Genomic DNA, 14,696 nt, shown 5'->3' with positions numbered 1-14,696 from the left:
TTAACGCTCCAACGCATCCGCAGCGGCGAAAATTCCCAAACCGCAATGGCGCCCCGCGCCTATGGCGAGTGGGCCAGTCGCTTTTACGTTATCTTTAAACCGTAATATCAAATGTACAGCCGTCAGGCTTTGCAAGTAGTCTGGACGCCAATATCCTTGGATTTTCTTTTCGCGGTTGTTCTTATGCGCTGTAAGAGATTTAGGAAAAAACGAGACGGCGCTCCATTCATACTCGCAAGCCTGCTCGATTCCGGCTTGGGCTAAAGCTTTCTCTATCAGTTTACAAGTCTTTTCCGGTTTATGGTCGTCATGACCTGGAAGAATGACCGGCGTTACGCTGGCCCATATATTGGCTGGTTGCGTATAATAATGGGCTACTTTGTCATGGCGTACTCGAACTAATGTTGGGGGCGTTTTGATTTTCGTTTCTGATGTCGGGATAAGTTGCGCGCCTTCCAGGCGTCGCGCTAGATATTCCAGATATCGATCGTCGCCCAATGGCGCGACGATCATCACCCGCCGTATGGAGGGATCGGTATGGACGTATCCGATGGAAGGCAATGGAATGTAAGAAAACTGTCTATGTATATACGATTCATCTAAGGATTCCTTCGGACCATTCTTACTAATATGACCGGCGACGTACTTTTCAATCCAATCTTCTGGAATGCCTTCAGGAGGCGAGTTTTTCATTGTTTCGATGGCGAGATGGCGAACCATGCCGGCAATATGGATGAGTTTACTTTGCGGATATCGGAAAAACATTCCATCGTCGTCGCGAAGTTCGAAGACGACGTATGGGCGGGAGATAGGACGTTCTATACTGGCGTAAAAAATCTTTTTGAAGACTTTGGGTTTATCCACTGTTTTTAGCGGCTTACCATGTTCAATACGATTCATCGCTGTTTCGTAACAATGCATTAAGTCATACAGTGTATTCTGCTTGGTCACTGGATCATACGTCGGAGTTCTCAACATTCCTTCATCACGCCATACATCAGGCTTAGGATACCACCTAATTCCTTGAAGAGATTTCACCTCAGTTTGAGATACAGTTCGAGCATCGGCAAACGCCATATCGATTCCCCACCCTAAACAAACCAAACATCGCGCCGCATTTCGAATATGTATTATCGGGGGATTTGGTATGTCTCGTATTTCCCAGAGGTAAAGGATTTCAGGTCTATCAAGCAAGAGCATCGGCATGGTTAGTTTCGCTGTTAATCGCTTCTCTCGATCAAACTTTTCATCGCCATCGTTGTTTGGTACAAAACGAGTGATGGGTTGTCCTCCTTTGGCCTGTGGTGTAATGATGACTGGAGGTTTAAGTTTTTGAAGCCATCCAAACGCCAGACCAAGAGAGAAATCTAGTTCTCCACGCTGAGCAACGCCTGCAACAAGAGCCTGAAACAACCTAAAAGGCGATGGCGGCCACTCTTGAGGACCGTTGCGATCCAAAAGACCGTGATATCGGTCGTCGAGCCAGCGGACTGTGAGGAGAAGGTGCGTCATTGAGAAGCCTCCGAGGAGCCTTCGGTATCGGAAGCCGAATCAGAGTTTGATTTCACTTCTCTCTTATATTTTTTTATGCATTCATCGATTTCTTTTATTGCCGCATGAGAATCTTCGTGATTTCCAGCAATTTCTTGTAGTTCTTGGGCAATTTCATTTACACTAGCAGGCATAGTCTCGTCAACGGCCATTAATTTCAATAACTCTGCTATTTCATGAAAAGCCTCGACTTGTTTTAAAGGTGGCTTACCACGTCCAGGTTTTTTTCCAATCGCACCTTTAATCTTCTTGATCTCCTCATTGACTAGTTTAAAAGGATCTTTCCCCTGAGCATCAAACTTCGCAAGTGTTTCCTTCGTGATTGGACCTAATTTTCGAATCTTGTCACGCTCTTCTTTTTTTCTACTCAAAAAGTTTTCGGCAACATCACGCTCAAAGATGATATCAGGATGATTCCACTGTTCTTCATTAATTTTTGCTACTTTAAGAAATTCTTTCTTTGCCTCATCAGTAAAAACTAGCGCCATTTCATGATTACAAGACCAATTTATGGGCATTTTAGAACGATATACTAGTTGACTTGCTTCATTCATTTTTACTTCTTCATCATTGCTAATTTTATCTAATGAGAAAACAAGATGACAACCCTCTCGGAGATTTAGGTCAGGTTCATCAGTTGCTGCAACTAACGCTAATCCGAGAATGTATTTCTGCAAAACCTTCGTCTCTTCCTCCGTTGATCCTTTGAGTGTTCGAATTGCTGCCAAGTTGAGGTTTACAGTCCTAACGAGACAACTCTTGTTTGTGAGCCGTACTCCTCCGACAGCCTGTGTGCTAAGCGCATGCAGCATGCCCTCTTGTGAAAGATTGCTTTCTTCGCCTTTCCCGAATTCCACATCATCTCCAATTGCTTCGGCATCAACATAATTAGTTGCTGGCGTGAATTGTGCTGAACGAGATAGTTCAAGAACGTTAGTTGCACGTATTTGTGCTTTTAGAACTCGTTGAACCTTCACATAGGTTGAGCGAGAATCCCAAACCCCAAACACAAGAGAGGTTGGCGCAATAGTGGCTAGTTTGAAAAAATCATGTGACTTTGCTGCGATAAACGCTTCGTGTATCTTGGCGGCAATGGACGACATGCGAACCACCGCGTCGCCTGCTCGGTGACCGACATCAAGCAGATTTACTTTCTCCTTGCCGACTTGAATTTCCACCTGTGGGACAAGTTTCCCTTTCTCAATCGTCTTGAACTTAGGTTCAATTCTGTTGCTTTGTGATTGAGGGCTATCAATCTCACAAATGTTGGTTCCATCAGGAAATCGATCAATATTGTACCCAGATTTTTGATCTCCCTTCGTGCTGCTCTTGTCAGACTTTGAATCCGGTGGCAATTCAACTGAGACGCGGTATTCGCCATCTTGAATTGTGTGAATCCTCCCATTCCACTTGGTTAAAGGATAAGTAGGAGGGAAAATCACTGGATTTTCACTATCCACTGGAGCTAGTGGCTGCTTGATGATGAGGGCAACGGGTCCATCTTCTTTAAGTAAATCGTTGAAAGTGATTTCAGACATTGGAGTTCCTTTCAAGTTTAGATTGAGAAAATGTTTTGTGCTTGCGTTGGTCTGTGCGAAAATAATTTTCGAAAACGCAGGTCATAGAATTAGGAAGAGTCAAGATGCCGCAAACTGCCGGATTCAATACATTGGCGGTTAAGGGAGTAGTCCAAACAGAGTAACAGGATCTATTGGGTGTATCTGTTGGGGCAGGTCGGGCGCGCTGGAATCCAATAAAACATAGCGCTTCGACTACTGGACAGCAATCCGATTCCATATGATGCGTATCTGGCGAGAAGCCTGAATCGAGCGGATGAGATTTATTTCCTCGTCGTGGATCGAAGTAAAAAGGTTCTCGCTTTTTCGATTTCCCGATACGCTGTTTTCTCCCATCAGTTTGCGGAACAGTATCCCTCTGCGCGTCGTACACATTTCGCATATCATTAAAAGGATCACTGTGTGCTGGATCAATTGCATCAAGCATAGCGCGTAGAATATGTTTATGCTTCATTGATCCAGCCCAAGGTTTTATCGATTTATCGCTCCACCAATCTAAAAGAATAGCATCTGTTTCATCTTTCCATTTCATTAAAATTGGTAGCACTAGTGCGTTATCGTTCTCATCATCATTATCACCATTTGAGTTATCATCAATGTTAAAAGATAATTGCTTGCATTCATAAAGCAGTTCTTGTAATGTATTAGTGGGATTCTTAAGGCGGATACAGAACTGAAAATTAGAAAGACTAAACCACCCCTCTGCCCCAGGCCACAGCCGATCCGCCAGCTCCAGCAACCCGCAGCAGGCGAAGAATTGGCCGGGATTGGTTACGTCAACGTTGATGCGGATGTTCGGTTCGGGATAAGTCATGATGACGCCTCCTGTTTTACAGTTTCGCAGGGAGAGGGATTGGCGCTGGTGGCGTAGTCGGCGGCGCGGAGCAGGGATTCGAGGTAGGCTAAGCCCCATCGGCCAAATTTGCGTTGAAGCCGAGCGAATCGTTGCATGACTTCAACGGCGACGCGATTGGATTCTCCTTCTGAATAGTTAAGATCGTAAGCGTTTTCATGGGGAAAATGCGGGCGGGCGAAACCGTGATGCGCAGCGATTAAATGCAGAACAACATCTTTCATCTCATCGCTAAGCCGGTTGAATTCCGTATGATATTCCTTTTTCGGATCCAATAGATCCAACAAGGAGCCGAATTCATGCCTGTAATTGGGACAAATATCATGCGGAATCCATCGTTTACCTGTACTGCTATCTTTCCCTGACTTGGCGTACCACTCGGCGGGATTCGGATTACCGATTCTTCTCTGCCAGAATTCGCGCTTTTTGCCCAGATCGTGAAATTTGGCGGCAAGCACGACTGCATCGCGCAGTTCCTGATAATCCTTTAAAAGAACGTCTGTATTGTTTTTAGCGCATTCTTCCACATCTTTAGTATGGCGATCCCATTTAACCGCCTCGACAGCCGTCATGGAAAGGTCGTCATCCGCTGAACGAGGACGTGCATACCAAAGCCAGAAGCGTTTTCGAGCCGATTCTTCGTCGCTAGAACCTCGTTCATCCGCATCGGGATCAACGTCGATTCGCCGAACCAGCCGCATACCTTTAGGAGGCTCGGCATCATCCCAAAGACGCTCGCGACGCCTAGACTTGCGCTCATTGTCTACGAACCACTCATCGGCCACATCGTACATCACATTATTTTTAGGTTCGGTAGACTGCTCGTTCTCCGTGTCGTTATCTTTTCTCTTTTTACGAACGGCTTTTCCATCAAGCGTTCCGCTTGATGTTAGGCCTCCAACGGATGGCGGTAACAGTATCGTCTTCTGTTCAATGGTTTTTTCTTCTAATTCTTTCATAGATTTGATTTCGACTATACCGTTAAAATCCACGAGCCAAACATGTGAATCGGGATATTCATCAGCAAGCCCTTTTAAATGTCCAAATACTCTTTTGCTCGTATCGCGCAGCAACTCATGCGGCTTGAGGGGATAATCTTCCAGTAAGTCTTCGAGTTCGTATCGCTCGCTTAGTTCCTTGGTGATAATTTCCACTTCATCGCGCCAAGCCACATGCGTTTCCGGAGGTTCCCATTCACGACGGATGCCATGCAAATACGGCTCCACAGGAGGTCGGCCCGGCATCTTTTGTCGGATGGTTGTCATCGACCACGCATCGAAGAGGATGTCTGTAGCAGTAAGAATGGTAGGTTTTGGCGTGAAGGCGTCAGCTTTTTCAATGGCGTTGAGTTTAGTCATCAATGCGAGCGGACTGGCGTCGCCATCGAGAGATTTTATTAATTCGAGGGATTTTATACTAGCAGGCGTTAGTTTGTCTTTCTCGTTAAACACCATTGGATATACCACATCGATGTCAGCTTTATGTTCTCTCGGTTCGCCATATCGGTGAACGCGCCCCAATCGCTGAGCCATACTGTCGAAAGGCGTAAGATCGCAAATCATATGATCGGCGGAAATATCGATGCCAACCTCCCCTGCAGAAGTACAGAGCAGAAATACGGTTGGCCCTGGTTTGGCATCTTTGAGAAATCGTTTAAAATACTCATTGTTGACTAGATCGTCGCGTTCTTTACCTCGAATAGTACCAGTCAAGAGAACGATTGGTCGATCCGTCTTTTTCAGCGCCTTCTCCACATTGAAAACATCTTCGATGGTTCGAACAAAAATCAGAACGGTGCAATTTTTGTCTTTGTATTTAGCCGCTAACTCGCCAAACTTTTTCACGAGAGCATCTTTTTTGTCTTCGATCTGATGAAATTCTAGCCGTTTTTTCGCCGTGAGTCGTAGCCAAACGAGATGAATCGGTTCAGTCGGCGGATCGGGTATTTTACCCTGTGGATTCTTTTCATCATCAGTCAACTCGAATGGTTTATCTGACTCTGTCTTATCGTTATTTTTATCATTCCGTGATGTTGCGGAGAGCGACACTACGCGAAGTTTAGACCAGGGCAAAATATCCGTACGCTCGCGCTCGTGCTGTTCTCTTCGGATGCTTTCAATAAGTTTTTGAAACGCTGGTTCCAAATGCGCCTCATCATGCACGAGCAATGCGTCTTGACCAAGAAAACCTGCGTGAAGAGGTTTGGATTTGAATCCACAGCCGTAACCGCTGAAGAGAAGACGGCTGCCGATCATGTCCACCGTTCCGCAAATAATCGCGGGTTTTGATGGATCGGCGGACCACTCGCGATTATCGGCGAACTGACCTCGAAGCGTACTAATGGCAAGGTCTGGAATGCCGATCTTCGCAGCGTTGATACGGAGTTTGACCGCCTCTTCCGTTGTTTGATCCACTACCGTGCGCCGATTAACGACATACACAAGACGGCGAGGTAAATTCTTATTTTCCTTCAGCGCAATTAACCAGATAGCTATCACGTTCGTTTTACCTAGCCCAGTTGGTATGTTGCATGAAGGAGGAATATCATTAGATAGAAAACGTTTATATAGTTTCTCTTGCCAAGGAAATGGCCAATGACCAGTCAAATCATGAAAGTCGTTGGGAAAACTCATTGTTTTAGTTCCATCCTTCCTTATAATACGGAAATCTTACCCCGTCCCCCTGACAAAACCTGTCACTCAATCTTCGTAGCGGCGCAAGGAGGCTGACAGAATTTGTCGCACTTTCTCGCGTAATTCTGGGGGCGCGAGGATTTCCGCTTCGGCGCCCATGCTTAATACCCAATTGACGATTTCTTGATCGCCGCGCATAGTGGCCGTAATGATCGCTTCATCCGCGCTTTGCCAATCGACTTCCATTCTTTTGGGAAACGAACGTTCCGACGCCAAGCGCGCCGCCATGCCTCGGACGCGAAGGCGGACGGTCTGCATCGGGCCTTGGAAGACGTTCCAACTATCCTCGAAAAAACGGTCGAAACAAAAGTCGGCGTCGCGTTGAAAGGACTGGTTCGTTACGAACAACGTTTTGATTCTGAGAAATTTGTAAATGCGAAATTCGTTCTTTTCCCCATCCAACGCAATCAGGTACCACTGCCCTAGCCGGATGGCGATCCCGTAAGGATGGATGGTCCGATAGGAGGGTTCTTCTTCGTCCAACGCATGGTAGAGAATGCGGCAAATCCGGCGCTCGAAACAAGCGTTCTCCAATTCTTCTAGGGAAAACGCCAAACGGTCTCCTACAAACGGTTCGGAATCGCAGATAATGTCTTCCTCCTCATCCCCGCCGCTTAAAAGCAAGGTCAACTGGGCGCGCAATCTTTGGTAATGGTCTTTAAGATCGGGCAACTTGGCGAGAGGCGACGTATCGATCAAATCCTGAATCATCCGCAGATCGCCGCTGCTAGGTTTGAAAGGGAAAAAAGAGCAGCCTTTCGAGGTTCGATAACCGAACTCGTTATCGATAGGGACGCCGAATTCATCCAGTTCTTGTAAGTAGCGGTAAATCGTTCTTACGGATACATCCAGCCTTTTGGCCAATTCAGGGGCCGTTAAATATTTCTCTCCTGATTCCAGTAGATTGAGTAATTTTCGCAATCGCGTCAATTTATTCATAGAAATACCATAGAATCTTTTTTACAGTATATCAAAAGCATCTGAAAATATTCAACCTCTGCATTCAAAATCAACAAAATACTTTTATACAAAAAATTTTTATATCGAAAGAATACGTATAAGAATGATTGGAGGGAAAATATGATCCTAAAAACAGTGATAAGTGACAAGTGACGAGTGATAAGTATAATAAATTAAGCGAGTTACGAAATACATTCCGCTCACCTTTTGGTGAAAAGGATGTTATTACGCATCCTTATTAAAAACAAGGATTAATATTCTCAAACTAATTGTCAAATGCCGTTTTTAGGTTCATTATGCTAACCTCATGGGTTCCACATATTTCTCGGATCAATTTTCTCACTCGATTCCCTAATTCCCCGGTCAATACCGCTCGGCGATATTTCGTGATCTACACCAAATGCAGATGTATTTCGTATACGGTATATGTTCCGCGTCGATATTCTTTCATGATTGCTTTAGCATAACGTTCCCCTAAACCTATCCATTCTTGGAATCTTCCCTTATTTTCTTAAGTGTAATTCTGAAGGTTGAACACTCCGTGAAGATCGGTGTTCAACTGCACGGCAAAATAAGAAAGGGGCGCGATGAAAAGCGCCCCTTATCGTTTATGCACAATGAATCCCGCCAACTTCATCCATTCGCGGTTTCGAAGTCTTTCATGAAGGAAACTAACGCTTCGACGGATTCTTTCGCGCAGGCGTTGTAGATGCTGGCGCGCAGGCCGCCGACGGAACGATGGCCTTTGAGGCCGGATAGACCTGCTTTTGTCGCTTCGGCGATGAATTTCGCTTCCAATTCTTCCGTCGCCATACGCCATGTGACGTTCATGATGGAGCGGCTGGATTTTTGGGCGCAGGGTTTCCAAAAAGCGCTGGAATCGAGGGCGTTGTAAAGGATGGCTGCTTTCTCTTCGTTGATCTTTTGCATCGCCGCCACGCCGCCCATTTGGATCATCCATTCTGTAATCAATTGGACGATATAAATAGCCCAAGTGTTGGGGGTGTTATAAAGGCTGCTTTCCGCCGCATGGGTTTTGTAGCGCAGGAAGAGGGGAACGTCTTCCGGGCAGCGTTCAAGCAAGTCTTTGCGGACGATGAGCAGAGCCAGGCCGGAGGGGCCGATGTTTTTCTGCGCCCCGGCATAGATAAGGCCGAAGGATTTTACGTCGATGGCGCGGGAGAGAATTTCGCTGGACATATCCGCGATCAACGGCGCTTCTGTCTTGGGGAAGGAGGGATAGCGGATGCCGCCGATGGTTTCGTTAGAGCAAATATGGACGTAAGCGGCGGCGGGAGAGAATTGCAACTCGCCATCGGATGGAACGCGCATGTAGTTGTCGTCCTTGCCGTCCCAAACGACGTTGACGGCGCCGGTGATTTTCGCTTCCTTGATCGCCTTGGAAGACCAACTGCCGGTATGGATATAATCGGCCGATTGTCCCTTAGCGCGCAGATTCATGGGGATCATGGCGAATTGGAGGCTGGCCCCGCCTTGAAGAAAGAGCACGGCGTAATCGTTCGGGACGCCCAGCAGGGAGCGGATATTGGCCTCGGCGGATTCGATCACGGCGGCGAAGGGCTTGGAGCGATGGGACATCTCCATGAGGGACATACCCTGACCCTTGAAATCGAGCAGTTCTTCTTGGGCTTTTTGCAGCGCCGGAAGGGGGAGCCCCGCCGGTCCGGCGCTGAAATTATGAATGCGCGTCATGTCATGATTCCTTTCTCATTCGGCTTACGGCGATAGGAATTTACGCCAGGTCTTTGCATCCTTGATAAATTATATCGAAGAGTTCCTGGATTTGATCGGCTTCCACGCTGGAGAAGGCGATGCGCAGATCGGTTTTGTTGACGGAAATGGTCCCTACGCCGTACTGGTTCAAGAGATGTACTCGCAACGGCTCCGCTTCGACGTTTTTCAATTTCAGGCACATGAAATAACCGGAATTGAAGGGATAGAATTCGAATTGATCGCCGTAATTGCCGGTCTTTAGTACTTCCTTCACCGTAAGCGCCCGCACTTTCAATATTTCGTATTTCTGCCGTTTCTGCGCCGGGAATTCGGGATTCTGCAAAATGTCGATGACGAATGTCTGCGAGGGATGTGGGCAGTTGGAGATGGTGCCCCGGATATCGCCCGCGACTTTCTTTTCCAAGGCGGTCAACAGGTTGGCGTCCGCTCCGGGAGCGCTGGCGGCGAAAGTGATGAAGCCGACGCGGAAGCCCCAGACGAATTCTTCCTTGGTGGCGCCGTCCAGTTTAATGGCGAGCAGGTTTTTGCTACGGTTGGCGATGAGGCCGAAGATGGATTCCGTCATGCTGTCTTCGTAGAAAAGGCTGAAATAGGCGTCGTCGGTAACGGCGACGATTTTGACGCCGCTTTCGGCGATTTCCACTAGACCGTCGGCGATGGCTTTTCCTTCGGCGGCGGTCGGCGTGTAGCCGGATGGATTATTGGGGAAATTGAGCAGGACGATGACTTTGCCTTTTTCCTTGCCGCATTCCCGCGTTTTGTTCAACAAAGCCTGAACGTCGAAGCCGCCTTGAGGCGTGAAGGTATTGCAAGGCGTCATGACGCCGCCGCAGCGCACGGCGAAGGTTAGGTTGTAGTTGCCCCAAAACTTGTCGGTCAAAACGATGTAGTCGCCCCGGTCGACGAACATATCGGCGACGAGGCTGAGGCCGTGCGTCAACGCGTTGGTGCAGAGGGGATTGCTGATGGTCTTGCCCGCCAGCGAGGGATTTTCCTTCACCATCTTCTCTTTCCACAACTTGCGCAGTTCCGGTTTTCCCGTATTGGGAGCGTAAGGGAAAAGGTCTTTGGGAGCGAAGGCGCTTAGTTTGGCGTGGATGGCGGGCAGATACATGGGGCCGGCGCCTTCCGTGGCGATGCCGATGGTGGCGTTGAATTTGTGGGCTTTTTCTTTGGCCTCCGCCGATTGGGTGAGAATCCCTTTCGGCATAAAGAGCTCTTTGCCCAGGTTGGAGAGCATCTCCAGTACGGCCGGATTATCGGCGGCGATCGCTTCGTTTAATTCTTTGGCCAACGGATTCATGGCGCTTCCTCCATTTTGTTTGGTAGAATGGCGTTATAGTATCGAATCGTCATAGAGGCGGTTCGTTGGTAAGCAGAGTCTATTGCAAAATTGATAAAGTCTGCTTTTTTATTCTCCCCCCAAGCTTGGGGGGAGTTAGAGGGGGGTTGATTTGGTTAGACTTAAAGACCCTCCCTCCTAACCTCCCCCAAACTTGGGGGAGGGAAAAAAAGGAATTTTGAAAAAACCTAATCAGAATAAAAATTCCTCGCTGGAGAGCCGTTTTTCGATCTCTCCAATCACCCGCTTTTCGTCTTCCATATCTTTGGCTTCGAAGGTGACGGTGAAACGCAGGAAATGGCCCACATCGTCCCACGGCACGGAAGATATGAGTTTTTCCCGAATGAGATAGTCGCAAAATTCTTCGGCGGATTGGAATTGGCGTCCGCTCTTGGTTCCCTTGGGAATTTCGAAATAGAGATAAAAGGTTCCATTGGGTTCGTTGACGAAGAATCCCAGTTTTCGCAAGATGGCGCATAGAGCGTTCAGGCGGCGTTGATATTTCGTTCGCACTTTATCCGTGAGTTCCGGGTGTTGCAGCGCATAGACGGCGGCTTTCTGAATGGGGATGAACTGGCCGGAGTCGTTATTGTCCTTCACCGATGCGAAGGCTTTAACCAGCAGCGGATTGCCGCAGACGAAGCCGATGCGCCAGCCGGTCATGTTGAACGATTTGGAGAGGGAATGCAATTCCACGCCGACATCCTTGGCGCCGGGCGTTTGCAAAAAGGAAAGCGGCTTCTCTCCGTAGGTTAATTCCATATAGGCTCCATCCTGGAGGACGGCGACGCCGTTTTCCTGAGCGAAGCGCACGGCTTTTTCGTAGAACTCCTGCGGCGCCAGCGCTCCCGTGGGATTGTTGGGATAATTGATATATAAAACTTTCGCTTTGCGCTTGATCTCCGCCGGAATGGCGTCGAGATCGGGGAGGAAGCGATTCTCTTTTTTCAAGGGAAGAGTATAAACATCGCCTCCCAGATATTTGCTGATGGTTCCGGTTATGGGGTAGCCGGGAACGGTCATCAAAGCGATTTCGCCGGGATTGACGAGGCAATAGGGCAGAAGCGACAACGCCGATTTGGAGCCGATGCTGTGATTGACTTCCGTTTCGGGATCGATATCCACATGAAAGCGGTTTTTCATGTAGGCGCTAACGGCGTTTTTCAATTCGGGAATGCCATTGTCGGAGTAGAAGCGGTTTTCTTTTTTAAGCGCTTCGCGGTAAAGAACTTCTACGATGGAATCGTCCGCCCGGTCGTCCGGCTCGCCGACGCCCATATCGATCAACTCCTCGCCGGGATGGGCAGCGATGGCGGCTCTTTTGGCGATTTTGATTTTTGCGAACTTGTAAATCGCTGTGTCCTTACCGAATCGTTGGCCGCCTAGACGCTGCGAAATTAATTTCTCCATAAATAAACTCATTGAATTCACCTTTAAGACTATAGGGTGGGCTACGCTTCGCTTTGATCCCACCCTACAACTACAACTTGTTTGGTTGTAATTGCGCAACGTTCGGAAGAAACCAATTCGTTTCCGCCGCCTCTAACAAAAAATCATTGGCTTTGAGTAAGAGGAAAGGGATTCGCCGGGAATCCACTGGCTGCGCCCGTCCACCGCTTAATAATCCGAATATTATAACCGGCGGCGCGGTGGCGTTGGAGAGGCGAAAAGGGGAATCTCTTATCAAATCTGCAAAAAAACCGATTTTTTAGCGATTAATGAAAAGCAAAAAGGAAAATGCCGTCATTTTCCCTTTCATCGAAAATGGAAATAATTGCCATTATTTTTCGAAAGGAAGGATGCGGGAAGGGAATACCCCCGCATCCTCGATGGATCGTTTTTCGATTAGTCGCCTTTCCTTGATGCAGTAGGCCAATCCTTAACGAACCAATCGATCAGGTCTTGGTTCTCGCCATTTTTACGGATTTCTTCCTTATAGCGTTCGGCGGTTTCCGTCAAATCCTTCGCAACTTCCGGGAATTGACTCGCGAGATCGAAGCGTTCGGAAGGGTCGGCCTCGAGATCGAAGAGCAGCGGTTTTTCCGGCGTGATCCAGCCTTTCTTGGAGTCGTCTAGGCGAAAATCGTAATGATCGAGGTCGTAGTAACTGAAATGCAGTTTCCATTTGCCTTTGCGGATGGCGCGCAGATGTTCGCCGCGATAGAAATAGATGGTTCGCTCAGGCGATTCCTTTCCCAGGAGCGTTGGCATCAAATCGATGCCGTCAATGGGGCGATCTTGGGGAATCTCAGCGCCCGCCAATTTAACGCAAGTGGGAAAGAAATCGAGCGTGGAACCGACGTCCATGCAGACGCGTCCGGCGGGAAGCGTTCCTTTCCAGCGGGCGACGAAGGGTTCGCGCATCCCGCCTTCCCACGTATCGCCCTTAGCCCCGCGCAATAGTCCGGCGGAACCGCCTTTTTGATCTTTAATCATCCAAGGGCCGTTGTCGCTGGTGAACATCACGAGGGTGTTTTCGCTCAGTCCCAGGTTATCCAAAGTTTCGTTGATGCGGCCTACGCTCCAGTCGATCTCTTCGATGACGTCGCCGAAGAGGCCGCGTCGGGATTGGCCGAGAAAATCCTGGGAGGCGGCGATGGGGACGTGCGGCATGGTGTAGGGCAAATAGAGAAGGAAGGGCTGATCCTTGGATTTTTCGATAAACCGAACGGCTTCTTCGGTGTAGCGCTTCGTCAAGGTGGTTTGATCCGCGGGATGCTCGATCATTTCGTCATTGCGGTAGATGTCGGGATTAACCATATCGTTACTGTAGAGAATGCCGTAGTAATAATCGAATCCCTGGCGCAAGGGGCGGTATTCCTGCGTGCTTCCCAAGTGCCATTTGCCGATGCAGGCGGAAGCATATCCTAATGGCTTGAGCGCTTCGGCGATCGTAATTTCCTGCAAAGACATGCCGTGCCCGTTTCCGGGGAAAAATACCTGGACGACGCCGGTGCGGATGGGATTCCTTCCCGTAAGTAGGGCGGAGCGCGAGGGGGAACAGACGGGATTGGCGCAATAGAACTGCGTCATCTGTACGCCCTCGTCCGCCATACGGTTGAGGTTGGGCGTGCGGATAGTGGGATTGCCGCCCCGGCTCCAATCGCCGTAGCCCATATCGTCCGCGAAGAGAATCACGAAATTGGGCTTCTTGCCTTCGGCGAAGGTTAATCCATCCGTCAATAAACCGCTCGCCGCTATCGCTCCTGCGCCGTATCCGATATTTTTCAAGAAATACCGTCTATTTAATGAATTCATGAGTCCAATCCTTTCTCTTATGAAATACCAAAGTAGAAGAGGCTTCCAGCCTTTAGTAGGGAAAGAGCCAATATGGCACAGAGGGGGTTGAAGATTTCTCGGTCGCTGCGCTCCCTCGAAATGACATGCCGCAATGCCGGGCGCGGCGGGAAAAAATCGTTAATCATGGTCTTTCTCCTGCTGCGACTCTGTCAGCTGCGACTCTGTCATTTCGAGCGATAGCGAGAAATCCTTCCCCACGCGGGTCTACTTTTTCTGCCTGATATAGCCCGCAAATAGCGAGTGGCTTGCTCTTATGAAATACCAAAGTAGAAGAGATTTCCAGCCTCTTGAATGTCAAAAGAAAGAGCCAAGATGGCTCTTCTACTTTTTTGCCGAGTCAAGGGCAGAAACAACCTTGCCCTTGCCACCCCCACGTTCGTTGGCTTAGTGAAAGAAAGACTTAAGTTTTCCGCTTTCCGGGATAATATCCTATTAAAAAAGTAGGGGCTATGGCGCGATAAAGTCCATTTCGGGATTCATTTGCCGTGGATAGGTTCGTAAACATTGACAGAAAACCCCTAACTCAGGTTAATATAACCGGCAAGCCGGAATATATGGTGATTCTCGTTTGAAGAACAGCAAGATATTGATCCTATCGATTCAATATTTTAAAAAGGGAATGCGAGTTCTATCTTTCCTCCATTCGTTGGAGATGGATATTCCAG

Annotated in this window: 10 protein-coding genes; all 10 read right to left on the bottom strand. The window is 48.3% G+C overall.

Annotation, left to right across the window (positions count from 1 at the left end; translation table 11 throughout):
• Nucleotides 1-1,512 (bottom strand): type I-U CRISPR-associated protein Csb2, encoded by a 1,512-nt coding sequence (gene csb2, locus AB1656_09070; protein MEW6235523.1) that lies wholly within the window; start codon nt 1,510-1,512, stop codon nt 1-3.
• On the bottom strand, nt 1,509-3,089 hold the full coding sequence (cas7u, locus tag AB1656_09065; GenBank protein MEW6235522.1) for a type I-U CRISPR-associated RAMP protein Csb1/Cas7u: 1,581 nt from the start codon (nt 3,087-3,089) through the stop codon (nt 1,509-1,511). The genes csb2 and cas7u overlap by 4 nt, the downstream gene beginning before the upstream one ends.
• Nucleotides 3,082-3,942: a type I-U CRISPR-associated protein Cas8c gene (gene cas8c / locus AB1656_09060; protein ID MEW6235521.1), complete on the bottom strand. Its 861-nt coding sequence runs from the start codon at nt 3,940-3,942 to the stop codon at nt 3,082-3,084. Before cas8c ends, cas7u begins: the two co-directional genes overlap by 8 nt.
• Nucleotides 3,939-6,614 (bottom strand): type I-U CRISPR-associated helicase/endonuclease Cas3, encoded by a 2,676-nt coding sequence (gene cas3u / locus AB1656_09055; GenBank protein MEW6235520.1) that lies wholly within the window; start codon nt 6,612-6,614, stop codon nt 3,939-3,941. Before cas3u ends, cas8c begins: the two co-directional genes overlap by 4 nt.
• Nucleotides 6,615-6,680: 66 nt before the next feature.
• Nucleotides 6,681-7,613: a WYL domain-containing protein gene (locus tag AB1656_09050; GenBank protein MEW6235519.1), complete on the bottom strand. Its 933-nt coding sequence runs from the start codon at nt 7,611-7,613 to the stop codon at nt 6,681-6,683.
• Between the two features lie 286 nt (nt 7,614-7,899).
• Nucleotides 7,900-8,025 carry a transposase gene (locus tag AB1656_09045; GenBank protein MEW6235518.1) on the bottom strand — a complete coding sequence of 42 codons (126 nt, stop codon included), beginning with the start codon at nt 8,023-8,025 and terminating at the stop codon, nt 7,900-7,902.
• 242 nt (nt 8,026-8,267) lie between these two features.
• The gene (gene serC, locus AB1656_09040) at nt 8,268-9,347 is read right to left on the bottom strand and encodes a 3-phosphoserine/phosphohydroxythreonine transaminase (protein MEW6235517.1); all 1,080 of its coding nucleotides are present in this window, start codon (nt 9,345-9,347) and stop codon (nt 8,268-8,270) included.
• 40 nt (nt 9,348-9,387) lie between these two features.
• Nucleotides 9,388-10,692, bottom strand: a complete 1,305-nt coding sequence (locus tag AB1656_09035; GenBank protein MEW6235516.1) for an aminotransferase class I/II-fold pyridoxal phosphate-dependent enzyme — start codon at nt 10,690-10,692, stop codon at nt 9,388-9,390.
• 231 nt (nt 10,693-10,923) lie between these two features.
• A complete protein-coding gene (locus AB1656_09030) occupies nt 10,924-12,153 on the bottom strand; it encodes an LL-diaminopimelate aminotransferase (GenBank protein MEW6235515.1) in 1,230 nt (409 codons plus the stop codon).
• Between the two features lie 423 nt (nt 12,154-12,576).
• The gene (locus AB1656_09025) at nt 12,577-13,989 is read right to left on the bottom strand and encodes a sulfatase (protein ID MEW6235514.1); all 1,413 of its coding nucleotides are present in this window, start codon (nt 13,987-13,989) and stop codon (nt 12,577-12,579) included.
• Nucleotides 13,990-14,696: the final 707 nt, after the last annotated feature.

It is taken from the genome of Candidatus Omnitrophota bacterium, assembly GCA_040755155.1.
GTDB lineage: Bacteria > Hinthialibacterota > Hinthialibacteria > Hinthialibacterales > Hinthialibacteraceae > JBFMBP01.
Note: the sequence above shows the minus strand (reverse complement) of the source record. Positions and strands in the feature narration are given on the sequence as shown.